General features: G+C 65.8%; 23 protein-coding genes and 1 pseudogene. 14 read left to right on the forward strand and 10 right to left on the reverse strand.

The window, feature by feature from the left end:
• The first annotated feature begins 12 nt into the window (after positions 1 to 12).
• Positions 13 to 615 (forward strand): IS3 family transposase, encoded by a 603-nt coding sequence (locus B141_RS0114370; protein WP_474775222.1) that lies wholly within the window; start codon positions 13 to 15, stop codon positions 613 to 615.
• Here the strand turns inward: B141_RS0114370 and B141_RS49265 are convergent.
• A complete protein-coding gene (locus tag B141_RS49265) occupies positions 603 to 890 on the reverse strand; it encodes a hypothetical protein (RefSeq protein ID WP_157181014.1) in 288 nt (95 codons plus the stop codon). The two genes, B141_RS0114370 and B141_RS49265, sit on opposite strands and share 13 nt — an antisense overlap.
• A gap of 145 nt (positions 891 to 1,035) precedes the next feature.
• Between B141_RS49265 and B141_RS0114375 the strand changes: the two genes are divergently transcribed.
• The 7 genes and pseudogenes from B141_RS0114375 to B141_RS0114410 all read left to right on the forward strand — a co-directional run bounded on the left by B141_RS0114375 (position 1,036) and on the right by B141_RS0114410 (position 7,669).
• Positions 1,036 to 2,331: an HNH endonuclease signature motif containing protein gene (locus B141_RS0114375; protein WP_020575877.1), complete on the forward strand. Its 1,296-nt coding sequence runs from the start codon at positions 1,036 to 1,038 to the stop codon at positions 2,329 to 2,331.
• A gap of 348 nt (positions 2,332 to 2,679) precedes the next feature.
• Positions 2,680 to 3,475 (forward strand): annotated as a pseudogene (locus B141_RS0114385) (ATP-binding cassette domain-containing protein).
• A 233-nt stretch (positions 3,476 to 3,708) separates the two neighbouring features.
• The gene (locus B141_RS0114390; RefSeq protein WP_026257218.1) at positions 3,709 to 4,413 is read left to right on the forward strand and encodes a hypothetical protein; all 705 of its coding nucleotides are present in this window, start codon (positions 3,709 to 3,711) and stop codon (positions 4,411 to 4,413) included.
• On the forward strand, positions 4,404 to 4,751 hold the full coding sequence (locus tag B141_RS0114395) for a hypothetical protein (protein ID WP_026257219.1): 348 nt from the start codon (positions 4,404 to 4,406) through the stop codon (positions 4,749 to 4,751). Before B141_RS0114390 ends, B141_RS0114395 begins: the two co-directional genes overlap by 10 nt.
• Positions 4,752 to 4,888: 137 nt before the next feature.
• Positions 4,889 to 5,824: a hypothetical protein gene (locus B141_RS0114400; RefSeq protein ID WP_040421312.1), complete on the forward strand. Its 936-nt coding sequence runs from the start codon at positions 4,889 to 4,891 to the stop codon at positions 5,822 to 5,824.
• A gap of 10 nt (positions 5,825 to 5,834) precedes the next feature.
• On the forward strand, positions 5,835 to 7,022 hold the full coding sequence (locus B141_RS0114405) for a sensor histidine kinase (protein WP_020575881.1): 1,188 nt from the start codon (positions 5,835 to 5,837) through the stop codon (positions 7,020 to 7,022).
• Positions 7,019 to 7,669, forward strand: a complete 651-nt coding sequence (locus B141_RS0114410; protein ID WP_020575882.1) for a response regulator transcription factor — start codon at positions 7,019 to 7,021, stop codon at positions 7,667 to 7,669. The genes B141_RS0114405 and B141_RS0114410 overlap by 4 nt, the downstream gene beginning before the upstream one ends.
• 22 nt (positions 7,670 to 7,691) lie before the next feature.
• Here B141_RS0114410 and B141_RS40660 read toward each other — a convergent pair whose 3' ends face one another.
• From B141_RS40660 to B141_RS40665, 3 genes are read right to left on the reverse strand one after another with little or no spacing between them, the layout of a single operon-like run.
• Positions 7,692 to 8,507 carry a hypothetical protein gene (locus B141_RS40660; protein ID WP_020575883.1) on the reverse strand — a complete coding sequence of 272 codons (816 nt, stop codon included), beginning with the start codon at positions 8,505 to 8,507 and terminating at the stop codon, positions 7,692 to 7,694.
• The gene (locus B141_RS0114420; RefSeq protein WP_020575884.1) at positions 8,504 to 8,842 is read right to left on the reverse strand and encodes a PadR family transcriptional regulator; all 339 of its coding nucleotides are present in this window, start codon (positions 8,840 to 8,842) and stop codon (positions 8,504 to 8,506) included. The genes B141_RS40660 and B141_RS0114420 overlap by 4 nt, the downstream gene beginning before the upstream one ends.
• Before the next feature lie 2 nt (positions 8,843 to 8,844).
• Entirely contained in the window at positions 8,845 to 9,663 is an 819-nt protein-coding gene (locus tag B141_RS40665) for a CPBP family intramembrane glutamic endopeptidase (RefSeq protein ID WP_020575885.1), read from the reverse strand.
• 134 nt (positions 9,664 to 9,797) lie between these two features.
• Here B141_RS40665 and B141_RS49270 point away from each other — a divergent pair, with 134 nt between their 5' ends.
• The 3 genes from B141_RS49270 to B141_RS0114440 all read left to right on the forward strand — a co-directional run bounded on the left by B141_RS49270 (position 9,798) and on the right by B141_RS0114440 (position 12,361).
• Positions 9,798 to 9,941 (forward strand): hypothetical protein, encoded by a 144-nt coding sequence (locus tag B141_RS49270; RefSeq protein ID WP_020575886.1) that lies wholly within the window; start codon positions 9,798 to 9,800, stop codon positions 9,939 to 9,941.
• A 119-nt stretch (positions 9,942 to 10,060) separates the two neighbouring features.
• On the forward strand, positions 10,061 to 11,302 hold the full coding sequence (locus B141_RS0114435; protein WP_020575887.1) for a PQQ-dependent sugar dehydrogenase: 1,242 nt from the start codon (positions 10,061 to 10,063) through the stop codon (positions 11,300 to 11,302).
• Positions 11,303 to 11,470: 168 nt separating this feature from the next.
• The gene (locus B141_RS0114440) at positions 11,471 to 12,361 is read left to right on the forward strand and encodes an NAD-dependent epimerase/dehydratase family protein (protein ID WP_063828609.1); all 891 of its coding nucleotides are present in this window, start codon (positions 11,471 to 11,473) and stop codon (positions 12,359 to 12,361) included.
• A 16-nt stretch (positions 12,362 to 12,377) separates the two neighbouring features.
• Here the strand turns inward: B141_RS0114440 and B141_RS40670 are convergent, their stop codons facing one another.
• The gene (locus B141_RS40670) at positions 12,378 to 13,493 is read right to left on the reverse strand and encodes a hypothetical protein (RefSeq protein ID WP_157181015.1); all 1,116 of its coding nucleotides are present in this window, start codon (positions 13,491 to 13,493) and stop codon (positions 12,378 to 12,380) included.
• Between the two features lie 61 nt (positions 13,494 to 13,554).
• Positions 13,555 to 14,037 (reverse strand): FHA domain-containing protein, encoded by a 483-nt coding sequence (locus B141_RS50695; protein WP_020575890.1) that lies wholly within the window; start codon positions 14,035 to 14,037, stop codon positions 13,555 to 13,557.
• 115 nt (positions 14,038 to 14,152) lie between these two features.
• Between B141_RS50695 and B141_RS50700 the strand changes: the two genes are divergently transcribed.
• Complete coding sequence (locus B141_RS50700) at positions 14,153 to 14,326, forward strand: hypothetical protein (RefSeq protein ID WP_020575891.1); 174 nt, start codon at positions 14,153 to 14,155, stop codon at positions 14,324 to 14,326.
• 21 nt (positions 14,327 to 14,347) lie between these two features.
• Here B141_RS50700 and B141_RS0114460 read toward each other — a convergent pair whose 3' ends face one another.
• Genes B141_RS0114460 through B141_RS0114470 form a run of 3 tightly spaced genes read right to left on the reverse strand, consistent with a single transcriptional unit; the run spans position 14,348 to position 18,536 of the window.
• Positions 14,348 to 15,646 (reverse strand): VWA domain-containing protein, encoded by a 1,299-nt coding sequence (locus B141_RS0114460; RefSeq protein ID WP_020575892.1) that lies wholly within the window; start codon positions 15,644 to 15,646, stop codon positions 14,348 to 14,350.
• Complete coding sequence (locus tag B141_RS40675) at positions 15,643 to 16,542, reverse strand: PP2C family protein-serine/threonine phosphatase (RefSeq protein ID WP_084678298.1); 900 nt, start codon at positions 16,540 to 16,542, stop codon at positions 15,643 to 15,645. Before B141_RS40675 ends, B141_RS0114460 begins: the two co-directional genes overlap by 4 nt.
• On the reverse strand, positions 16,533 to 18,536 hold the full coding sequence (locus B141_RS0114470) for a serine/threonine-protein kinase (protein ID WP_020575894.1): 2,004 nt from the start codon (positions 18,534 to 18,536) through the stop codon (positions 16,533 to 16,535). The genes B141_RS40675 and B141_RS0114470 overlap by 10 nt, the downstream gene beginning before the upstream one ends.
• Before the next feature lie 4 nt (positions 18,537 to 18,540).
• On the opposite strand from B141_RS0114470, the gene B141_RS51415 reads away from it, so the two are divergent.
• Complete coding sequence (locus tag B141_RS51415) at positions 18,541 to 18,927, forward strand: hypothetical protein (protein WP_237742704.1); 387 nt, start codon at positions 18,541 to 18,543, stop codon at positions 18,925 to 18,927.
• A 445-nt stretch (positions 18,928 to 19,372) separates the two neighbouring features.
• Entirely contained in the window at positions 19,373 to 21,220 is a 1,848-nt protein-coding gene (locus B141_RS0114480; RefSeq protein WP_020575896.1) for an ABC transporter substrate-binding protein, read from the forward strand.
• Here B141_RS0114480 and B141_RS0114485 read toward each other — a convergent pair.
• Entirely contained in the window at positions 21,193 to 22,164 is a 972-nt protein-coding gene (locus tag B141_RS0114485; protein ID WP_020575897.1) for a hypothetical protein, read from the reverse strand. The genes B141_RS0114480 and B141_RS0114485 overlap by 28 nt on opposite strands.
• Positions 22,165 to 22,277: the final 113 nt, after the last annotated feature.

The raw sequence follows: 22,277 nt of genomic DNA on the forward strand, positions 1-22,277 counted from the left end.
GAGCTGGGCTTGGTGTCCTGTCAGCCGCGCCCGTACCGGCCGACGACCACCGTGGCCGACCCCGAGGCCGAGGATGTCCCGGACCTGGTGGGGCGTGACTTCACCGCGGACGCGCCCGGACAGAAGATGGTNGGCGATATTACCTACATTCGCACCTGGTCTGGCTGGGTGTTTCTGGCCACGGTCATCGACTGCTATTCCAAAGCCGTTCTCGGCTATGCGATGGCCGACCACATGCGCGCCGATCTGGTAATCGCCGCGATGGCCATGGCGGTCAGAAATCACAAGATTCCACCTGGTGCGATCTTCCACTCCGACCGCGGCAGCCAATATACTTCTGCCGAGTTCAGGAAGTATCTGCGGTCCTGCGAGATCAGGGCGTCGGTCGGGCGGACCGGAATCTGCTATGACAATGCGATGGCGGAATCGTTCAATGCCGTCGTGAAAGTCGAGTTGGTCTACCGGACCGCTTATCCGACCCGGGAACAAGCTATCGCGGATATTGCTCGGTACATCGAGCTCCGCTATAATTCCCGAAGGCTCCACTCGGGACTCGGCTACAAGACCCCACACGAGGTCTACAACGAGTACCTAAACCAGCGTCAGGCAGCGTAGAACCACTTGAATCCGCTGTCCGGAAAACGCGGGGCAGACCACTCTGCACCGAGCACCTCAGCCACCACTTCCGTTGCCTTCGCATCTGTGACGGCATCCGCGCCGAGCAGGTGACGTAGGACTGTCGCCCCGCTGGCACGTACGACCTGAGTCGCCTTGGGGTTCTTATCGCCGTTGACTGCAGCGAACGCTGTGGCGATCTGAGTAAGGCGGTCGGCCTCGGCCGGGCTGATCCTGTCGGACGGGCTAGATCCGGCCTGTGAAGCAGTAGCCATCGTGTCAATGTTACCTGCGGTCAAGGCGGGCGCCGACGGACCTCTTAACTCGTACAGACGCTGTCAGTCTGGGTCGCTGGATGCCCTTGTTTTGTTGGGCTTTCGGGGCTGAGGTCTTGTCGGTGGTCGCCGCTAGTGTTTGGGCATGGATTCGACCTCGACGGATGCGGGCCGGCACCCGTTCTCGGTGCTGGCGGACCGGGCGCGGGCCCGGTTCGCCGAGGAGTCCGGTGCGCCGTTGTGGTCGACTCCAGGGGACGAACTCACCGACCTCCTAATCAGTCTTGAAGCTCTCTCGGCACAGATCGAGGCGGTCCAGCTCCAAGTGATTCGCGAGGCCGACCGACAGGACCTCGGCCGCACCGCTGGCGCGACCAGCACAGCCGCCTTGCTGTCGTCGCTGCTGCGGATGCGTCCCGAACACGCGCGGGCGGCGGTGCGCCTGGCGAACGATCTCGATACGGCTTTGCCGTTGGTTCAGTTGGCGTTGAACGCTGGTGAGATCAGCGCTGATCACGCGAGGGTGATCGCGAAGGCGATCCGCGACCTGCCGAAGGAAGCCGGCCAGGAGACACGGGCTGAGGCCGAACAGGTGCTGGTCGAGCACGCCCGGGTCTTCGATCCCAAAGACCTCGCCGGTCTGGGCAGAGCCGTGTTGAACGCCGTCGACCCCGACCTGGCCGACAAGGTACTCGCCAAGAAGCTCGCCGAGGAAGAAGCCAAGGCTGCCCGGCAGAGCGAGCTGTCGCTGTACGACGACCCAGACGGATCCGGCACCCACATCCGCGGCAAGCTGGACCCAATTGCGGCCGACCGGTTCCGCACCGCCATCGAGCCACTCTCCAAGCCGCTACCCACCACCGCCGACGGGTTGGACCCCCGCAGTCCGGCCCAGCGCAGAGGCGACGCGTTCGACGAGCTCGTCCGCCGCTACCTCGACTCCGGTGCGTCCCCCTCCCAGGGTGGGGAGAAGCCGCACATCGTCGTGACGATCACAGATGAGGATCTGGTCAACGGCACAGGACTCGGCCGGCTCCTGCGCACCGGCACCTATGTGTCGGCCCGCACCGTGCAGGAGTGGGCGTGTGATGCGAAGGTCAGCTGGTTCGGCATCCGCGACGGCGAAGTCGCACTATCGGACGGGACCCGGTTCTTCACCGGCAGGCTCCGCAAACTGCTGGAGCTACGGGATCGGGGATGTGCGTTCCCTGGCTGCGATCGGCCACCGGCGTGGTGTCACGGCCATCATGTCCAGTCGTGGCTGAACGGCGGACCGACGACGGTGGCCAACGGGGCACTGCTGTGTGGCTACCACCACAGGCTCATCCACCAAGGCACCTGGAAAGTCCAGCTAGCAGCCGACGGCGTACCCGAATTCACCCCACCCGAATGGATCGACCCCAACCGCAACCCCATCCGCAACAACCGCCTCCGAACCTGACAGGTCAGGAGCAGCAGAGCGCGACCGAACCGCCGATTGACGGCGGACGGGCAACAACGGCGGGAGCTTGCCGAGGTGCGGATGTCGTGCCCGACTCACCGGCGTACCTGTCGCTCCCATCCGATGCGGAGCGATGCCGTGGGCTCTCCGAGTGGCGGCCGTACACCGAATCGAAAGGTGACGGCATGCTGCGCTCATTTTCGTTCCGACGCTGCGTCGATACGCCCTGCACGCGAGGCTCCTGTGGCGTTCCGCGCCAGGACTCTCGCTGCTCTGTCTAACCCTGACCGTGCTGATGGCGGCCGCGAGTAGGCAGCGTTGGTGACGACGGGACGTCTGGTCGGTGCGATGCCGGCCGCGGTGCGGGCCGGTTTGGGTACGCCCGCGGCCGACAGCGTATGGCGTTGGTTCGGGGCGACCGCAGTCCTGTTCGTCGTGATTCCCCTCTCTCTCGAGCTGGCGCCAGGATCGGTCGTCGCGATCGTCGGAGAGAACGGCGCCGGAAAGTCGACCCTGGTCAAGCTGCTGACCGGTCTCTATCGGCCGACAGGTGGTCGAATACTTCGATGGCGTTGATCTTTTCGAGTTCGACATTGCCGCCTGGCGTAGCCGGATTTCTGCCGCCTTCCAGGACTACGCGAAACTCGAGGTGCTGGCCAGAGAAACTGTCGGCGTGGGTGATCTTGAGTGCATCGACGACGACGCTCGCATCACAGCCGCGGTCACGGCTGGCGCCGCCGACGAGGTGGTCTCCTCGCTGCCTCGCGGTCTGGAAACGCAGCTCGGCACCACCTGGCCGGACGTTGTGGGACTGTCGGGCGGTCAGTGGCAGCGCCTTGCGCTCGCCCGAGGAATGATGCGCGACAACTCGCTTCTCCGCGTTCTGGACGAACCCACGGCGGCGCTCGACGCGAGCACCGAACACAGCCTTTTCGAGCGTTACGCGGCTGCCACTCAGACGAGTAGGAGCAGGGGAGCCGTCACCATCCTCATCACGCATAGGTTCTCGACAGTTGCCGCCGCTGATCGCGTCATCGTGATGGACAACGGCCGGATCACAGAGCAGGGAACCCACCACGAGTTACTCAAGGCGGGCGGCCACTACGCCGAATTGTATGGACTGCAAGCGCGGGGATATCGCTAGATTCGATTACCCTGGTCGTGGTCGACGTCCGACCTTCGAGCGATTCGCCGGGCGGCGTCGACGCGCAGACGATCACGATAGGGTGGGCTGTGACCGGGGTCGGAGGTCAACCCGTCGGGTGAATGGAGCAGTGGATGGCAGTGGATGCCGCACTTCTTGAGCGTGCTGGCGACCTGAAGGCCGAGCTGGTGGCATAGACCCAGGGTGCTCGGTACGAGAAGGCGGTCCGCCAGGTGCTGGCCCAACACGGTGATGGAACAGAGGCACTCGACGAGCAGCAGTTGATCGCGCTGTGGGACTATTTCGTGCTGGAGTACCGTCTGCGCAATGGCCGGACTGTCGTCGAGGAGTTCGTCGACGCGCATCCGGAGTTTCCCGAGCAGGAGCGGCAGATGTTGCTCGGATGGCGCGATGTAGTGCAGGGGCCATTCGAGGTCCAGCGGCGCGACGGACCGGCACTGATCACTGTCAATCTTGTGGACGAGTTGACCTACCGCGTACGGTCCAACAGGGGCTCCTCGATGTTTCGGCAGATGCCGCGCCGGTCCTTTCTGATCACCCGCCTGGTAGCGGTCGGCGACGAATGGATGTTGAGCGGGCCGACCAACGTGATAAGGCGAGCCAATCGAGATTTCGCCTACAAGTTGGCGCTCGAGATGTCGGTGCGTAACCCGGAGGCCGTGTACCGAAATCCGGAGAAGCTGGCCCAGGCGTGGGAGCTCCAGCGAGCAAACCGGGAACGGTTTATCCGGTTCTTCGGCGCCGACCTCGTGGTCGTGCCGGGTGATCAGGCGCAGGATAAACTCGACGCGTTTGACGCGTTCTGCCATGAGGACGTGCTTCGTACGAATTCGGGGGCAAGGCGTCGTAGCGCGAGCACTCCGGAGCCACTGACGGAACTCCCCTGGAATTCGTCGACTCCGAAACAGTGGCGTTGATTCACGACGAAGAAGACGGGCTCGGTTTCTACGCGGAGTTCGGTCTGGTCGAGGACGCCTTCACCGACCCGGATCTGGTGCGGCGCCGGCGATATCGCGAACAGGTGCTGTCATATCTACACGACGACAGCGTCGAACCAATGGTGTTGCGGCGGCTGGCCGACCGAAACCCGGACATGGCCAGGGTGCTGTTCCGACGCCTGCTGAAGCGACCGCGGTTCGACTGGACCCGCGACGGTGAGGAGTTGCTGCGTACGGCCAAGGCGGAGTACTTCTCGCGCGTACGCCGACCCGGGTTCACCCCGGTCAGCGACCAGCTCGCCGCCTACGCTGATTGACTGCGACGGCGTGACGGAAATGTCGACGCGCAAAGGGCGGGCTCCTCCGATAGGAGGAGGCGGCGGCCGGTCGTAGGAGGCGAATCCGGCCTTCCGGCAGGAGGTGCGCGCCCGCGCCAGCCGTGATCCTCGAGGACATGACGACTACTACGCCACTGCGCACAGCGCTCCAGGGCAGCAGAGCACTCACCATCCTCGCCGGTGTCATGTCCGCCATCTTCCTGATCAGCATCGTCGGGCTCGTCGCCGACGACCGCCTGCTCGGCGGGCAGCCCATCTGGCTCAAGCCGGCGAAGTTCTCGGTTTCCTTGGGGGTCTATGGATTCACCCTGGCCTGGCTGATGGCCTACCTGCGCCGGGGAAGGCGGGTCGCCCAGTGGTCGGGGATCGTCATTGCCGCCGCAACCTATCTCGAGATGGCCATTATCGTCGGCCAGGTGATTCGGGGGCGGGTCAGCCATTTCAACGAGGCCACGCTGCTCGACATGGTGTTGTGGCGTTCCCTCGGTGGCCTCACTGTGGCGTTGTCGCTGGGGACGATCGTGATCGCGGTCCTGCTCTGGCGTCACGGGATGCCGGATCGTGCCGGCACGTGGGCCATCCGGCTGGGAATCGTCCTGCTGATGGGAGGGTTCCTGGAAGCGTTCCTGATGGTGATTCCGACGCCTGACCAAATCGCACTCGCCGAACGCGGGCTGACCACAAACATGGGCGCCCATGCTGTCGGCGTACCCGATGGTGGCCCGGGGATGCCGCTGACCGGTTGGAGCACGACCGGCGGAGATCTTCGTATCGGCCACTTCGTGGGACTCCATGGGCTTCAGGCGATCCTGTTGTTCACCATGCTGGTGACCTGGTTGGTGAAGGACGCGGTACGCCGTACCCACCTGGTGTTCGTGTTCGCCTTCGCCTATGGCGGGTTGTTCGTTCTCGTGACCTGGCAGGCGCTTCGGGCTCAGCCGCTGCTCGCCCCCGACTCGGCGACGATCACGGCACTCCTCGCCCTCGCAGCGGCGACGGCGCTGGCGGCGACCGTCTCGTGGCTCCGCCCCCTGCAGGCTGCTGGTCGATAGGATGACGGTCATGCTCTGGGTGGGGCGACTGTTCGAGGAGCGCCTCACGGCCCTCAGGCTCAGCATTGTGAGCCTCACCGGTGTCGCCTATCTCGCGATGGTGCCCGAGGCACGTACGCAGAGCGGCCTCGAATGGATCCTCGCGGTCGGTGCTCTTGTCTTTGGATTTGTTGGAATCTGGTCGCCGCTCGCGGTCGTGGGTGGCATCTCCGCGGGGCTGGGGGTTGGTCATCTCCTCGGAGTGGAGAACGACGCGGTTCCCGCGGTCGCGCTGGCCTGGGCGATGTTCGAGCTGGGCGCGCGAAGGTTCGGCTGGCAGGTGTGGTGCGGCCTGATCGTCGGGATCGCGGGGACCATGCTGTCGGACTACGCCGGCGTTCGCGAGGTGGCGCTGACCGTGATCTATCGCCTCGCTGCCGGAGTGGCTGGGCCGCTTCTGCTGGGCCTGCACGTGCGGACGCTTGGTGAGCTGAACCGCCAGGCCGCCGACCGTGCCCAGCAGGAGGCGGCGCGGGTGCGCGCCGAGGAGCGCACCACGATCGCCCGCGAGCTGCATGACCTGGTGGCGCATCACGTGGCCTCGATCGTGCTGCGGGTGGCTGTGGCACGCAACGTGTTGCCGCTCGACGATCCACGGGTACGGCAGGTGCTCGACGACGTCCACGCGACCGGATCCGGGGCACTTGCCGATCTGCGCCGCCTGGTGGCCGTACTCCGCGACCCCGGGTCTGCGCAGCCGTCGCCCGTTGTCGATCCGACGAGCCTACCGGTCGCCCTCGCGTCCGTGGTCGAACGCAGCCAGCAGCTCGGCCTGACAGTTCAGGCGGACATTGATCCGGAGATCTCCCAGGTCGACGCGCGTACCGCCCTCGCCATGCTGCGCCTCACCCAGGAAGGATTGGCGAACGTGGCCAAGCACGCTGGCACCAATGCCAAGGCACAGCTGTCGATCCGGCTCAGTGAGGACCGGGTCGAGTTCGATCTGCGCGACTTCGGCGGAGCGGCCGCAGCCGCCGCCGGTCACCACAACAGCGGGCATCACAACGGCGCGCATCACAACGGCGGGCATCACAGCGGTGGGCACGGCCTCATCGGCCTGCGCGAACGTGTGGAGGTCCTGGGCGGCAGCCTGCAGGCCGGTGCGACCGGCTCCGGCTGGCGCGTGACCGCGCTGGTGCCGACGGGGGCCGCGACGTGATCCGGGTCCTGCTCGTCGACGACCAACAACTGGTCCGTGCCGGCCTGCGCATGTTGTGCGAATCCGTTCCCGACATGGAGGTGGTGGGTGAGGCAGCCGAAGGCGCGACGGCGGTCCGCCTCGTCGACGAGGTGACCCCCGACGTCGTACTCATGGATCTGCGGATGCCCGGTGTCGACGGCACCACAGCGACCTCGCGCATCATGGCGCGGCGCCCGTCGACCAGGGTCGTGGTGCTGACGACCTTTGATGACGACGATCACCTGTACCCCGCGCTGGCGGCGGGTGCCTTCGGTTTCCTGGTCAAGGATGCCGCCCCGAACGAACTCCTCGATGGGATACGGCGGGCATCCGGCGGCGACAGTCCGTTCAGTCAGGTTGTGCTGCGCCGGCTGGTTGAGCATGCGGTACGAACGCAGGCGGTGCAGGCACCGCCCCCGCCACCCCAGACGCCGGCCGACATCACCGGGCGCGAGCGCGACGTCCTCGCGCTGGTCGCGATCGGGCTCTCCAATCCGGAGATCGCCGAACGCCTGCACCTTGGTGTCACCACCGTCAAGACGCATGTGGCGAACCTGATGACCAAAACGGGTAGCGCCAACCGCGTCCAGCTGGCCATCTATGCCGTGAACGCCGGGGACAAATAGACCCCCGAGCGCGAGGCCGGGTCTATTCGCGGTCGGCGCGGGCTTCGGCCCGCCTGATCAGAAGGCCGCAGAGTACGACGAGTCCTATGCCCGCGACGATCGCGCCGATCAGGGCGCCTGTAGCGAAGTTGCCACCCGCGTAGCGGTCCCCGACAGCCATCAGGACAGCGACCGCAACGGCGACGGGCGCCAGTAAGGCGATCAGAAACAGATAGAACCGCCTGCTGTAGAAGGACTTCCGTCCCGGCTGGCGCTCTGGGGCATCGATCATCGCCTTCGGCCCGATGAGCGCGGCCTTGGACCGTTTGAAGTACGCGTAGCACACCCAGGTGCCGCAGGGCTCCCAGTCATCTGGTGCCAGCTGGTCCTCGAGTGCGGCGGTATCGGCCTGGAGATTCTTGCGGCTGACGAGCTCTCGACGGTACGCCCACTGCTGCGGATCCTGTGCGTCTCGCCGGCAGACGAACCTACCCGCAGTGTCGACTCGCTCCACTTCCCAGCCCTGATCCCCGAACGTTTCCAGCCAGCGCAGTTCGTTGAACGCGGCTGCCCGCCACCGCCAGACCTCGCCGTCGGGTGGGTTGGCTGGCCCAGCTTGGTCGACCCGCCTGACCCGCCCGGCCCGCCCGGCCCGCCCGGCCGGGCCATCGCCGCCGTTCCCGGCCGGTGGGGGTACGAGTTGTGCAGCGAATTCAGAGACCGGCCCGAATTCGACCTCCGGGTCCCCGCCGTTTTCACTGAGGTACGTCGTGAGGTCGTCGAGCGTTTCCGCTACCTGGTCTTCAGGAATGCCTTGCCCGCGCAGGCGTTCGGCGAGGTGATCGAAATAGCCGGTCATCCGATTCCTCCTTTGGCCAGCACATTCCGCACGGACGCGTCGAACGCCAGCCAGAGTTCGCCTTGTTCTCTGAGGGTTTCGAGCCCTCGCGGTGTCAGGCTGTAGTAGCGGCGGCCGGGCCCGCGTTCGGAGGCGCGAAACTCCGCGGCCACGAGTCCGGCCTCCTCCAGCCGGTTGAGCACCGGATAGAGGGTGCCGCCGCGGATCTGGCCGAGCCCGGCACTGTCCAGGGTCTTGGCGATTTTGTAGCCGTAGCTTTCGCCGTTGGTCAGCGCCGCGAGTACGAGCAGGTCGAGCACTCCCTTGAGCCAACTGGCCCGCCGGTCGGTCGCCACGCCTAGCTCACCTCCGCGATCCGCGCGGATTCTTCTTGCACGGTAGTCCGATTGGTACGTGAAACGCTGGGCATCACTACCAGGCTTACGATGTCGCCGACCGCGTGAATGACGATCGGGAGAACGAGGCTGCCGGTGCTCAGGTAGAGAGCCGTCATGAGAACGCCGAAGAAGGTTACTCGGATCATTCCCAGCCAGCCTTGGTAAAGGTGGGCGGCGCCGAAGAGCAACGCCGCAAGACCGGCCGCGACGTACACGTTCAGGTTGAGCACCCCGACTCCGAACGCGATCAGAAAGCCGCGGTAGATCAGCTCCTCACAGACCCCGGCTGTCACCGAGACCGCGATCGCCAGCCGCCGTTCCGTGGCTGTGCGAGGAATGATCGCATTGAAGGTGTCCAGGCCGGCCTGTTGCAGAACCTTGATCCCGCCGGCCGGTCTGGCGTTCACCTTGGCCAGCCTGCGGGAGAGGAGTAACAGAACGGTGCCGACAACCAGCAAGCCCACCACCGCACCGGCGATCTCCGACGACTCACGGGGCAGGACATCCACGTCGAACCACGTGTCCGGAAGCGCGAGCCCGAAGTCGGCGAGCGCGGCGCCGGGCGACACCGTGATGATCAGCACGACGACCGCGGCACAACTCCATTCCGCGATGAGGATGCGGCGGTAGACCCGTTTCAGCGCCTGGCTGTCGTGCTCCCTGTGGCGCTGGAGCCGGTCGTACATCCGCCTACCCAGCAGCGGATCGACGACCAGGACAGCGAGCAACGGGATGGACAGCACCACAGCCAGCGTGGAGAACTCCGGCGCGATTCCCATGTCACGTCCCTTCACACGGCCGAACGGCCCCAAGAAGTGTTCGATGCGATCTAGACGGTAGACCCACCTAGGTTGGATTGCAACCTAGGTGGGTAACCTGATTCGACGAGTCGTTCTCCTTCAGGAAGGTGCTGATGATCGGCGCGGTGGAGATGAGGCACCTGCGGCGTTGCGTCGAGCTGGCGGCCCAGGCGCTCGACGTAGGTGACGAGCCGTTCGGCTCGGTGCTGGTCGCGGGAGATGGCACGGCTTTGAGTCCAGTTCCGGCCGTGTCCTGAACCATTCGCGATCGCTGATCGTGATGGACGGAGCAGATCCCGTATCTCGCAAGGTCCCCAGTTCTGGAGGCAGCATGGCAAACAGCTCTGCATCTCGCCGGTTATCGGGACGTACGCGAATGGCAGCGGTCCTCGCCGCCCTCATCGTGCCGCTGGCGGGGAGTTCGACCCTGGTGGCGCAGGCTTCGCCGATCAATCCGTCCACGTCGGTGGCAGTCGCTCCGGTGGCGGGCCCGGATCCGTCCAAGCTCACAGTGAGCACCACCGTCGTCGCGTCTGACCTGGGGCGGATCAGCGCCATGGTCGCTCCCGACGACAGCAGCAAACGGATGTTCGTGGTCGACAAGAGCGGCGTGGTCCGCGTCTTCCGACCGAACGAAGGAGTGGCCGCGCAGGCGTACCTCGACATCACCAACCGGGTGAACATCAACGGCAATGAGCGGGGCCTGCTCGGTATCGCTACCTCACCCCGCTTCAGCGAGACCCGCACCCTGTTCGTCGTCTACACCAGGCTGCCCGACGGAGCACTCACGCTGTCCCGGTTCAAGCTCGCCGATGCGACGCAGGCCTCCGTGCCGGCTGGTACCGAGGAGGTGCTGATCACTCAGCAGCACGCGCAGTTCAGTAACCACAACGGCGGCCAGATCGCATTCGGTCCGGACGGCTACCTGTACTGGAGCCTGGGGGACGGTGGTGGTGCGGGTGACCCGTTCAACACGGCGCAGGATCTGACTCAGCTGCTCGGCAAGATTCTCCGCCTCGACGTCATGCACATCTGCGGTGGCCGGCTCTACTGCATCCCGCCGGACAACCCGTTCGCGAAGAGCAGGAACGCCCGGCCCGAGATTTGGGCGTACGGGCTACGGAACCCGTGGCGGTTCTCCTTCGACCCGGCCGACGGGTCGCTCTGGATCGGTGACGTCGGCCAGAATCAGACCGAGGAGGTCGACCGTCTTCGATCCACCCAGCGGGCCGCCAACCTCGGCTGGTCCTGCATGGAAGGACCGGACGTCTTCAACAGCAGCCGCTGCATCGCCGGGGAGAAGTACGTCGCCCCCGTGTTCTCGTACCAGAGTGGCGGAAGCGCGCCGGAATGCTCGGTCACCGGCGGGTTCGTCTACCGCGGCAAGGAGTTCGCGGACATCGCGGCCGGCATTTACGTTGCGACCGACTACTGCACCGCAAAGACCTGGGGTATCCAGCGTACGACCAATGATTCCTATCGGACCGCGGAGATTGGTCAGCTGCCCGGCCGGATCACGACCTTCGGCGTGGACAGCGCCGGCGAGCTCTATGCCGGCACCGACGCGGTCGGCGGCGGTATCAGCGAACTACACAAGGTGGAGTTCAGCGTGCGGTGAAACCTCAGAGGGTGAATCGGCTCAGCGAACTGGCCGCAGACGGCTCGATATGGTGAGTTGTCTGGTGGGGTGGAGTTGATCAACGGTGGGTGAATCGGACACCGACAGCGGCAAGCGCCCAAGAACGGCACCGTTGATCAACTTCGCCGCCCTGGAATACTTGTTTCCATGACGAGTTCGCAGGAAAGACGCCGCGTGCTGATCACCGGCGCCGCGGGCAATGCCGGCAGCGTTGTCGCCCGGATGGCCCTGGACGCAGGCTTTGACGTGCGCATGGCTGACATCGCACCACCCGCCGATCACGATCTTCGCGGCGCAGAGTTCTTCCGTTGCGACACGCGGACAGCGTCTGACGTCGACCGCGCGGTCCGCGGTTGTGACGCGGTCGTCCATTTGGCGGCGTGGCATTGCGCGCACGAGCCGCCGGTCAGTGACGAGACCATCTTCGCCGTCAACGTGGATGGGACCTTCAACGTCGTGCAGGCCTGCCGCAGGTATGGCGTGTCATCGGTGGTCTTCGCATCGTCCATGGCCTACGGCTGGGGCAGCGTCTACGGCGTGACGAAGGTCATCGGCGAGGACCTGTGGCGGATGTACCACGAGGTCACCGGTGCATCCGTTGTGCAGCTGCGCTACCACGACTTCGTTCCCAAGCAATATCTTGCGTGGGGGTCGATGTTGTTGCGCAACGGCGTCGATCGGCGGGACGTGGCTTCGGCTACGGTCGCGGCTCTGCGCGGTGTCGTTGACCACAAAGTCGACCTGTTCCGGACGATCGTGCACACCAACCACGCCATGCCGGACGAGGTCGCCAAAGATTTCGCGAGCAAGGGCAGGGACTGGTGTGAGGAGCGGGTGCCCGGCTCAGCGGCGCTGCTCGATCGGTACGAGATCGCCTTGCCTGCTCAAGTGGAGCAGCATGACCTCACCGAGGCCGAACGGCTGCTCGACTGGAAGCCAAGGTACGGAATCGTTGAATTCCTGACCGACCTTCAGAGGCGCGACGCTCGCGGGGAGGACGTCCGCTCATTGTGGGCACCCGGACAGACACCAGATTAGAGCCTGTTACTGGCTGTCAACGATATTCGCCGAGCCGCGGTCGAACCCCCAGCAGGACGAGCAGGGCAATCCCTCCGGCGGCGCCGGGGAAGATCAGGTGCCAGCCATTCAGGGCTCGGTCGCTGCCCGCGATCGCCTGCTCGAAGACCTGCCGGTGATCGTCGATGAGCGCGACCATCGTGCGGTCGGTGCTCGCGAAGCCGTCGAGCAGCGGGCCCATCCGCGCTTCGATGCCGCGCAGCGTCTCCTTCGAGGTGACGTTCTGGCGTACGTCGAGACGGTAGCCCGCCTCGTTGGCCTGCAAGGTGTTGTTGGCGGCTCTCGAACGCGACACCGAGAGGATCTTGTCGTGGCCTTCGTCCTTGGCCGTGGTGAGGTTCTCCTGTGCGATAGACAGGACGAGCAGGCTCGCGACGGCGAGTACGAATGTCGCGACAGTCGCGAGCACGAGCGCGAGATTGAGGATGCGCCGGAACCGCGCGGCCAGATAGACCTGCAGCCCGATCAGGGCGAGGACCGCGCAGACCCCGCCCACGGCGATCCAGAGTGGGAGCGTGCTCACCTGCGACTGCGCGTGCTCGTAGCTACCCTGAACGGCCCCGTCGCTCTCCAGGGTGACCTTCTCCGCCTTGGGCAGGAGGTCGCGAGTCATCAGAGTGTTGGCTTGCCGGTACAACTCGAGTGCCTGCTGCGGCAACGGCCCCGTGCCCTGCGCCCGCCCGGCCAGGATCATCGCCTGGGACGCCAGCCGCTCGTACTTACCGATGCCGTCGAGCACTTCCCGGATCGTGTTGTCCTGAGCGCGCTCACCGCCCGCGAGGCTGGTGGCCTGCATGAGTGCGCGGCTGGCCTGTGTGCGCCGATTCTCGTAACGCTCCAGTGCGGCCTTCTGGCTGATGCCGAGATTCTCCTCACCGCGCGCCAGCAGCACGTTGGCGACCTGGGCGTTCATGTCGCTGAGCGCGTAGTAGAGGTCGCTGGTGGCGACGACCTGCGGTCCCGCACCATGGCCGATGACCCGGACCCCGCTGCGGGCGTTGTCGATCGCCAGGCTGCCGAGCGTCGCCAGGCCAGCGATGGTGACCAGAACGAGTGCGGTGAGCATCCGCACCCGGCCCGGTGTCGTACGCACGTTTCGCAGGATCACGGCCGTGCGTCGTTGTCGGGCCGCGGTCTTTACAGGCACCTCGCGTTCATCCCTTCCGGAGGGTGATGACGGTCCAGGCGCCGACGTAGATCCGGTCGCCGTTCTGCAGTGGGACTTCGAGATGCGCCGGAACCGGCTCGGGCTCGTCGTTGAGGAGCGTGCCGTTCGTGGCGCCGAGGTCGACCAGTGACCAGGTGCCGTCAGGCTTGGCGAGCAGCAACGCGTGCTCGTGGGAGACGGCCGGGTCTTCAGGGGGCAGGCTGAGATCGATGTCCGGCTGGATGCCCCGCCCGACGCTGCGCCGACCGATCCGGAGGAACTGCGACGTAAGGGGATACTGCCGCTCCGGAAGGCGTGACGGGTAGGGCAGCGTGGCCGGGTCCGACCCCGTTTCGGCCATCAGCCGCTCGTAGTAGGCGCGCTCGGCGCTGACCACCGCGATCCAGTCGATCCCGCCGCCTGTCCAGCTGCGGCCACTCGTGGTCGACCCGGCCCAACCACCCGGCGTCGGATTGGCGTTCCGCGGCACGGGCGATGCGGGCCTTCGTACCTGCCGGTGGAGGGCGTCGAATCCACAGCCTTCACAAAATCGGTCCGTGAGCCGATCACCACATTCCGGACAGACCTGGACTGGATCCGGTGAGGTGACGCCCAACACCGTGGTCGCGGACATGCTGGGCCCCGAAATGCTGGGCGCCGAAATACTTGGCTCGAAAACATTTTGCGTGGAAATACTTGGCGCTGAGGTACTGGGCGTGGAACTGCTGGCGATGCGGGCACCGCAGGTCTCGCAGTACTCAGCGTCGTCGGACGGGTGACCGGCAGGACACGTCGGCATGTCACTCCTTGCGGGTGCGCACGGTACGAGTCGATCTGGTATCAAGTGACATCTCGTCGACCTTCTCGACCATTGACTTCAGCCGGACTGTTCCAGACTCGTAGTCGATGACGTCGACGACTTTGTCGAGGAGTGCTGCGGTGGCTTCGTTCCCCGTCTGTCGTGCCAGGGCGACCGCCCGCCCGAACCGGGTCGTCGCCGTGTCGAGGTCACCGGCCCGCTTGGCGTGCAAGCCGGCCTGGATGACATTCGCGAGCTCCTGCTGTCCTGTGTAGTGAGCGACCTGAGCGTCGATCTGGGTGTAGAACCGCTCTTCGTCGGTCCACTCCGCGAGGATGTTGGCCGACGCCAGGACCTCGGGCGCATCTCCGGACGTGACCAGGCGTACCCACCCGGCCCGCATCTCCTGACCTACCTCGCCGGGCGGCACCTCTATACAGATGTGGTAGTCACGACTTTCGTTCCCCCATGAGCCGGTCGGGAAGTCGCGGATCAGGCGACCGGACTCCACACCCAGGTGCGTCAGGTCCTCAACGGTCGGGAGCACCTGCTTGACGAACTTCAGGCGGGCTGCCTGCGGTCGCCAGATTCGCAACCCGACGTCAGCGACCGATTTGTTCATCGCGTGCTCGGTCATCGCACGGAAGTCGGCTTCGAGGTCATTGGGGTCGGGGATGATGTCGACGGTCCCGAGGAGGGCGGACGACACCCGTCGCAGCTCGTCGGGCTCCCAGTCAGTACCAATCCCGCGGCAGTCACACACGAACCTCCCGGCGACCTTCGCGAGTGTCTCGCCGAACTGCTCCGGCGTCTCGTGCTCGTTCTTGCCGTCGGTCAACAAGATCGCATGCCGGATGGCGTCCTTGTGCGGGGCGAACAGTCGATCGGCGAGTTGGAGCCACGTTCCCATCGCGGTGCCGCCGCTGGTGATCAGGCCGCCGAGCGCGGCCTTCGCCTCGATCTTCGTACTCCAGTTGGCTTCGACGGTGTGCTCGCCCCGTGGATAGACCATGCTGGCGAGGTGGTTGCCGGCGATTACCGCGAAGGAAACGCCGTCCCGCAGGTTGTCCACGGCCTTCATCGCGGCCTGCCGCGCGGCCACGATCTTGAGGATCGGCCACTCCATCGAGGCCGAGGTGTCCAGGATGATGACCTCGACCGCTTCGGTGGCGGGCGCCTGGCCCGGCCCATCGTCGAGCCCGGTGGACTCGACGGTCACCACGGCGTTGACCTCCCGGGCTCCACCGACGAGAAACTTGTTCTGGGAGACCTTCAACGTGAAGCCGGACTCAGCATTCATCTTCTGTGCACTCCCTCAGATGGGAACGGAATCACGACCACCGTGACGTTGTCATGACCACCAGCGTCGAGCGCGATGTTCACCAACGTGCGCGCCGCCGCCATCGGCGCCTTGGCTGCGTCAGGAACGGCCGCGGCGAGGGTTTCGGCTTGAGGAAGGTAATTCCACAGGCCGTCACTGCAGATCAGCACGGCACCTGGGGTGCCGGGCCCGAAGCTCACGATGCGGGGCTGGATGTCCGTGGCATCCGCGCCCAGCCACTTGACCAGGGCACCGGCCTGCGGCTGCCGCTGCGCCTCCTCACGAGTCATCTCTCCCGACTCGGACAGGTGGTTGAGCAAGGTGTCGTCCTCGGTGAGCACCATCGAGCGCGCACTTTCATTGGTCGCGAGCCAGTACGCCCGGCTGTCGCCCAACCAGCCGACGGTGACCGAATCCGGTGCTACAACGGCCGAGACGTACGTGCAGGCAGGCGCGTCGTCGGCCGAGGTGGCGAGGGCTGCCACCGCTCTCCCGGCGCTGGCCACCGCGGCCTGGGTCGCGAAGTCCGGCCGGAAGCCGGCCTCGAGGTGTTGGACGAGTACCTCCGAGCCGACGTCCGCGGCTGTCTGGGCGGCGACGTCGGGACGCGGAGAGTTCGAGATGCCGTCGCAGACCACGGCAGCGATTCCCCGCCTGAAACCGAACGTGTAGCCAACGACGCCCAGCGCGTCCTCGTTGCGGTAGTGGTGCAGGCCGCGGTTGGTGATCCCACCGACACTGCCCAGGTCGACCTCCACGTGGTCACGAGGCTGCGACCGCCGGGGGAGCAGTTGGTAGCCGCAGCCTTCGCAGAAGCCATCGTCCTCGTGGACGAGGATCTCGCAGGACGGACAGGTCAGCACACCTACACCCACGTTCTCGGTCGTACGGCGTTCGCGAGGTTGACGTACTCGCGCCGCTCATCCTTGTCGGGGGAGTGGTGTGCCAGGCTGCGATAGATCCGGTCGAGCGCGCGGCCCAGACCGGTATCGGTCATCGGCGCACCGAGCACGCCGACGCCGGGTCGGACCGGTCGGTCGGCCCGCACATAGGCCCGGGCGGCATCGATGATCTCGATCGAGAGCAGGCTGTGGCGTACGGCATCGAGTTGGAGGGCCTCCAGACGTTCGGCTGCGCTGGTGATGTCGAGCTCGGTGAGGTTCGCCGGTGGTCGACCGCGTACCCCGCAGGCGATGGCCGCCACCTGGGCGGAGATGTAGCGGCTGGAGACGTTGGACACCGAGTTGAGCACCCGGATCGCGCCGTCGCGGTCCTCCCGGGCGACGAGGGTCCGGGCCAGTCCGAACGCCGCGCTCACATAGGTGTGGTCCGTACGCCAGACGGTGTCGTAGTGGCGGGCCGCCGCGGCCAGGTCGCCGGCACATTCGTAGGCGAAGGCCAGGGCGAGCTTCGTGGCCGCCTCGCCCGGCAAGAGGGAGTAGAGGTCTTCGAAGCGCTGCACCGCGACGCCGAACTCGCGGCCGGCGAGTGCGGCCACAGATTCGTACCAGAACACCCTCCAGTCGCCCGGCAGCTTCGCCGCGACGTCGGCGAGCAACGCTCGGGCGCGCTCCAGATCGTCGAGCTGGATGTGGGTGCGCGCCATCATCAACGAGACTTCGGGCGACTGCAGCGGGCTCGCCAAAAGTGCGGGCAGGACCTCGCGCGGATCGCGGGTCGTGAGGCCGGCGAGGAACGGTGCGGCCGGGTCCGCCTTGTCGACCAGCGGCACCGGCAGTGCCGCCGCGGCCCGCACGGGATCGAGAACACCGAGCGCCGGGCCGCGCGCCCCCTCCAGACCAGGAATCTCAGTGCCGGCCGGGTCGGTCTCGCCGCCGAACAGCTGGGACTGCCCGGGGCGGGGCTGACCGTCCTCGGACGCCAGCACCTCGCGCAGAACTCCGGTGAGCTGGTCGGCCATCTCCGCGGCATCCTGGAAGCGCGCGCTCACGTCCGTGTGGGTAGCGCGTCGCAGGAAGCGATCCAGCGAGTCGTACCGCTGGAGCAGCGGGACTTCCTCCTGCGGTGGGAGCCGGTCGGTGAGTCTCGTCGAGAAGCCCCTGAACGGAAAGCTGAGAACTGCCAGCGTGCGGCCGACGGTGTAGAGGTCGGACGGGATCGTCGCACCCTCACTGGCGATCTCCGGCGCCTGGTAGCCGACGCTGCCGTAGACGTCGCCCATGTCACCCAGGCGGCGGACGCCACCGAGGTCGATGAGCTTCAGCTGCTCCTCTGACTGGATGGCGTTCTCCGGCTTGAAATCGCAGTAGAGCAGGCCGCGATCGTGCAGATAGCTGAACGCCCTGAGCACCTCGAGGGTGTACGCGATGGCCTCGACGAGCGGGATGGACGTGTGGTCGCCTTGCTCCTGACGCAACTCCACGAGGCGGTCCTTGAGTGAGCGACCACCGACGTACTCCATGACGATGTAGCCGACCATCGACTGCGTCGACGGGTCGAAGTGGTGGACGAAGTTGTAGATCTTGACGATGTTCGGGTGCTCGACCTCGGCCAGGAACGCGCGCTCGGCCGCCGCGGCGATGATGGCCTCGGTGTCGCCGGCGTTCAGCAGACCCTTGAGGACGACCCACCGGTCGTTCACGTTCCGGTCGCGCGCGAGGTAGATCCAGCCGAATCCGCCGTACGCCAGACACCCCAGCATTTCGTACTGGCCGCCCACGAGGTCGCCGGGTTTCAGGCGTGGGACGAAGGAGTACCTGCGACCGCACTTGCGGCAGTAGCCTTCCAGCCGGCCGGCCACGCCTGCTCGGCTGCGGCCGACGGGTTCGTTGCAGCCGCTGCAGAAGCGGTCCTTCTCCCGGACCTCCGGCTTGTCGAGCACCGCGTCGGCGGGATCACGGACGGGCACCGGCGTGACGTCGAGCAGGCCCGCGCCGAGCGTGCCACGTTTGGAGGAGCGCGACGTACGGCTGGAGGCTGTCCGCGTCCGGCTACTCACCCGGGTGGAGAGCGACCCCAGGGACGTGCTGCGGCTTGATGGACTCGACGGACTGGATGGACTCGACGGACTGGATGGGGTCGACGGACTCGATGGGGTCGAGGGGCTCGACCCGCTCGAGACGCTGGGCGCGTGCGAAGCCGTCGAGAGCCCGGGGTTCGTGGTCTCGGTCGCCGGGACCTGCGCTTCGGACGTCTCGACAACCGGCGGTGCCGATGGCGTCACAGGCTGCGGGGAGGCAGGGGAAGGCTGCGCCCGCGCGCTCACCTGCGCGGGCGCGAGGCCGCAGACGTTGCAGTAGCCGTCCTCGACCTCACCGGTGCACTCGGCGTCGGCGCATCGACTCATCCGGCCCATTCCTCCTCAGCAGCTACCCCCTGACAGTCGGTCCCCGGCGAGCGCCCGTGGGTACGGCCCGTATCGCGGTGTGGTCACGCCTTGCGGACCTACCTGGGTCGCTCACCCCGCGCCGAAGTGCTCGTCAACCTACTGGCTCCCGGTCACGCCCATGCGCGGTCTCCTCACGTACCCGAGAAGTATTTCGGGGCTAAGTGTCGACGAACCCACCGAGAGAGAGCAATAAGTAAACCCAAGAGGCCGGGAAGCCAGGCAATCATCTCCGCATCTCGCGACAGAACGTCACCTTTCGAATGCGGAAAGCACATCTGGGTTCGGCGCACGGACCTGATCCGGATCGCGTAGATTTGGCGCGCTCTGAGTCTCTGGCTGGAGAGGACGGCACTGGTATGGCGTCGACAACGGGTCCCTTGGGTGCGTTCGATCGGGATATCTCCCGTCGTCGCGTACTCGAGATTCTCGGTCTTGGTGCGGTCGGCGTCTCCGGCCTGGCGGCGTGTGCCCGGGACGAAACCCGACTCGACGCTGCCAAGGCGAGCGCGACCGATGACGGCAAGGCGTTCCACGGCGGCTGGCCCTACCTCATGCCGGCCGAAGGTGGACACTTCAACCTCTTCACCGACGTCCAGAACCGCGTCGACCTGGGTGCCTACCTCGACCTCATCGTCGCGCCCGGCGGCCTGTGGTATTGGGCTGAGGAAAAGTGGCTCAACCTGGTGTGCGAGAGCTTCGAGTTCAACGAGAGCACTTTCGTCTACAACGTCGCCAAGGGCCTGACCTGGAACACCGGCGATCCGATCACGGCCAGGGACGTTGAGGCGACGTTCTGGTGCCGCTGGATCATGCGCCTGCAGGAGTGGACGTTCATCGAATCCATGCGGGTGACCGGTGAGCATCAGGTGACGTTTCAGCTGAAGAGCCCAGCCAACGTTCTTGAGCGGTTCATCATCCGCGCGAACGTCTTTCCCGAGCGGATCTACGGCAGGTGGGCCCAGCGAGCGAAGGAACTCTTCGAATCCGGCGGTTCGATGGATGAGCCGGAAGGCGGCAAGCTGAGCGACGACCTGCAGAGTTGGCGTCCGAAGGACCCCAAGGACGACGCTTCGGAGGTGATCACGTCAGGTCCGTACCGCTACGACTTCGACGCCTACGACAACAAGCGGCTCGTCCTGCGAAAGCAGGACAACGGGGTCCTCGCCAAGCAGGTGAAGTTCGACCAGATCGTCGTCTACAAGGGCGAGACCGCCGACATCACACCGCTGGTCCTGAGCAAGACCATTGACTTCGCCACGCACGGCTTTCCCCTCGAGACCCAGCAGCGCTTCGAGCAGGGCGGATTCCGCATCCTCAAGCCGCTCACCTACACCGGACCGTCGATCACCTTCAGCCTCGACAAGGTACCGATGTTCAAGGACGTCAAGGCGCGGCAGGCGCTCGCCTTCGCGATCGACCGGGCCAAGGCGGCGAGGGTGGCTCTGGGGGAGTCGGCGCGGGTGTCAGAGTTCATGGCCGGATTCTTCGACATTCAGGTGCGCGAATGGCTCACCGAGGCGGAGCTCGCCAAGCTCGAGCGGTACGAACACAACCCCGGGAAAGCCGAGCAGTTGCTGGTCGAAGCCGGCTGGCGGAAGTCGGGTTCGCGCTGGATGACACCAGACGGCCGCCCCGCGAAGTTCGAGCTCCTCTATCCCAGCGATCTGCTCGACTGGGCCGGCGCGGCCCAGAACGTCATGGAACAGCTGATCGATTTCGGCTTCGCGATCGAGGAGAAGGCGATCGTCAACCCCGAGGTCGTTCCGCTGATCCCGACCGGGGAGTTCGAGCTCGCGATCCAGCAGTGGAGCGTCGGAAGTCCGCACCCCTACTTCGCCCTGGAGCAGGATCTCATTACGCAGAACATCCCCCGGACGGCGGCCCAACTCGGCCGCGGTATGGCGTTCGAACTCACTCAGAACACCGAGGCCTTCGGCAAGGTCGACATTCAGAAACTCCTCGCGGAGTCCGGCGCCGGCCTCGACATCGAAGCGCAGAAGGCGAAGGTCGCGAGGCTCGCGTTGATCTTCAACGAGCTGCTCCCGAAGATCCCGATCTTCGAACGGCTCGGCAACAACGCCGCGCTCGAAGGCGTACGCGTCAAGGAGTGGCCGCCGGACGGCGACCCGATCTACCAGAACGCGCCGTACAACGACAACCACGCCGTCGTGCTGCTCTACGAAGGCCGGCTCGAACCCGTCTGAGCCTCGCGGATCTGTTCGACCGCGGCCGCGAACTCGAGAGCAGGTTGCGGATCGCGGAAGACCTGCGCGCCGGAAAAGATCTGCAATCCCCAGCTTGGGTGGGTGGACGCGGCCGTTTCGTGCAAGCTGGCCGGAAAATCGAGCGCGTCAAGGATGAGTTGCACCGGCCGATCGTGCGGAATGAAGGCTGGCGAAGCCTCCAGAAACTCACGTCCCCAGGCCGGACCTCGGCCGCTTTTGGCGCAGTAGATCAATGGTGTGAACACGTCGATCGCCGGAGCGAGCAAGGTGTAGTCCTGGGCGAAGATTCGCGTGCTGGCCCGGTCGAACTCGTGCGGCTGCCAAGGGCACATGTACGCGCCCACGATGCATTCGGGAAGGTGGGCGTGGATCAGGTCCGCGTATCGGCGGGCGAAGCCGGCGATACGCTGGCACTTGTGCTGCTCCCACTGCGCGGCAGCCGTGCCGAGAATCTCGTCCGGCGAGGTCGCGTCCAGGCCGGTCGATTCACAGAAGTCGGCGATGCAGGCGGGGCAGAAACAGCTCTCTTGCAGATCTGGCTCGGGTACTTCGAACCAGCCCGCATAGGTCAGGTAGTCCAGCCAGATGCCGGCAGGTGCGTACTGTCGCAGGGCGTCGATGAGGTCGGCTTCGATCTCCTCCAGGAACGCCGTCTGAGAAAGGCAGACGCCTTGTACCAACTCGCCGTAGCGGATCGGGTGACCGTCCGCGCCGATGGGGATGAGTTCCGGATGGGAAGCAAAGTCGGCCCGGAAGGTCTTGAGCTCCACGCACGCGGAAAGCTGATGCTTCTGGCAGGCCTCGAACGCGGTGGGGTCGAAGCCGTGAAACCACAGGGCATTCGCGCCGTATCGCTCAAACTGGTCAATGAATTCCACGGCAGCGCTGCCGTACGGACCAAACAGAGCCGGGATGGTGTTCACGTGCTTCCTCTCCGGTGTTTCGTGGGGCGGAGGTGAGAACGGCCGGATCCTGACACCTGCCAGGGCGGTGCCATTGTGATGGCCTGAAAGCGCATCCTAGGATGCGGGGTCGG

Origin of the sequence: Actinopolymorpha alba DSM 45243 (assembly GCF_000373925.1) — a bacterium.
GTDB lineage: Bacteria > Actinomycetota > Actinomycetes > Propionibacteriales > Actinopolymorphaceae > Actinopolymorpha > Actinopolymorpha alba.

Bases quoted from the DNA above. Each gene is read 5' to 3' on its own strand.
- B141_RS49265 (WP_157181014.1), bottom strand. From the start codon at position 890: ATGGCTACTGCTTCACAGGCCGGATCTAGCCCGTCCGACAGGATCAGC.
- B141_RS0114375 (WP_020575877.1), top strand. From the start codon at position 1,036: ATGGATTCGACCTCGACGGATGCGGGCCGGCACCCGTTCTCGGTGCTG.
- B141_RS0114400 (WP_040421312.1), top strand. From the start codon at position 4,889: ATGACGACTACTACGCCACTGCGCACAGCGCTCCAGGGCAGCAGAGCA.
- B141_RS0114405 (WP_020575881.1), top strand. From the start codon at position 5,835: ATGCTCTGGGTGGGGCGACTGTTCGAGGAGCGCCTCACGGCCCTCAGG.
- B141_RS40660 (WP_020575883.1), bottom strand. From the start codon at position 8,507: ATGACCGGCTATTTCGATCACCTCGCCGAACGCCTGCGCGGGCAAGGC.
- B141_RS40665 (WP_020575885.1), bottom strand. From the start codon at position 9,663: ATGGGAATCGCGCCGGAGTTCTCCACGCTGGCTGTGGTGCTGTCCATC.
- B141_RS49270 (WP_020575886.1), top strand. From the start codon at position 9,798: ATGATCGGCGCGGTGGAGATGAGGCACCTGCGGCGTTGCGTCGAGCTG.
- B141_RS0114435 (WP_020575887.1), top strand. From the start codon at position 10,061: ATGGCAGCGGTCCTCGCCGCCCTCATCGTGCCGCTGGCGGGGAGTTCG.
- B141_RS0114440 (WP_063828609.1), top strand. From the start codon at position 11,471: ATGACGAGTTCGCAGGAAAGACGCCGCGTGCTGATCACCGGCGCCGCG.
- B141_RS0114460 (WP_020575892.1), bottom strand. From the start codon at position 15,646: ATGAATGCTGAGTCCGGCTTCACGTTGAAGGTCTCCCAGAACAAGTTT.
- B141_RS0114480 (WP_020575896.1), top strand. From the start codon at position 19,373: ATGGCGTCGACAACGGGTCCCTTGGGTGCGTTCGATCGGGATATCTCC.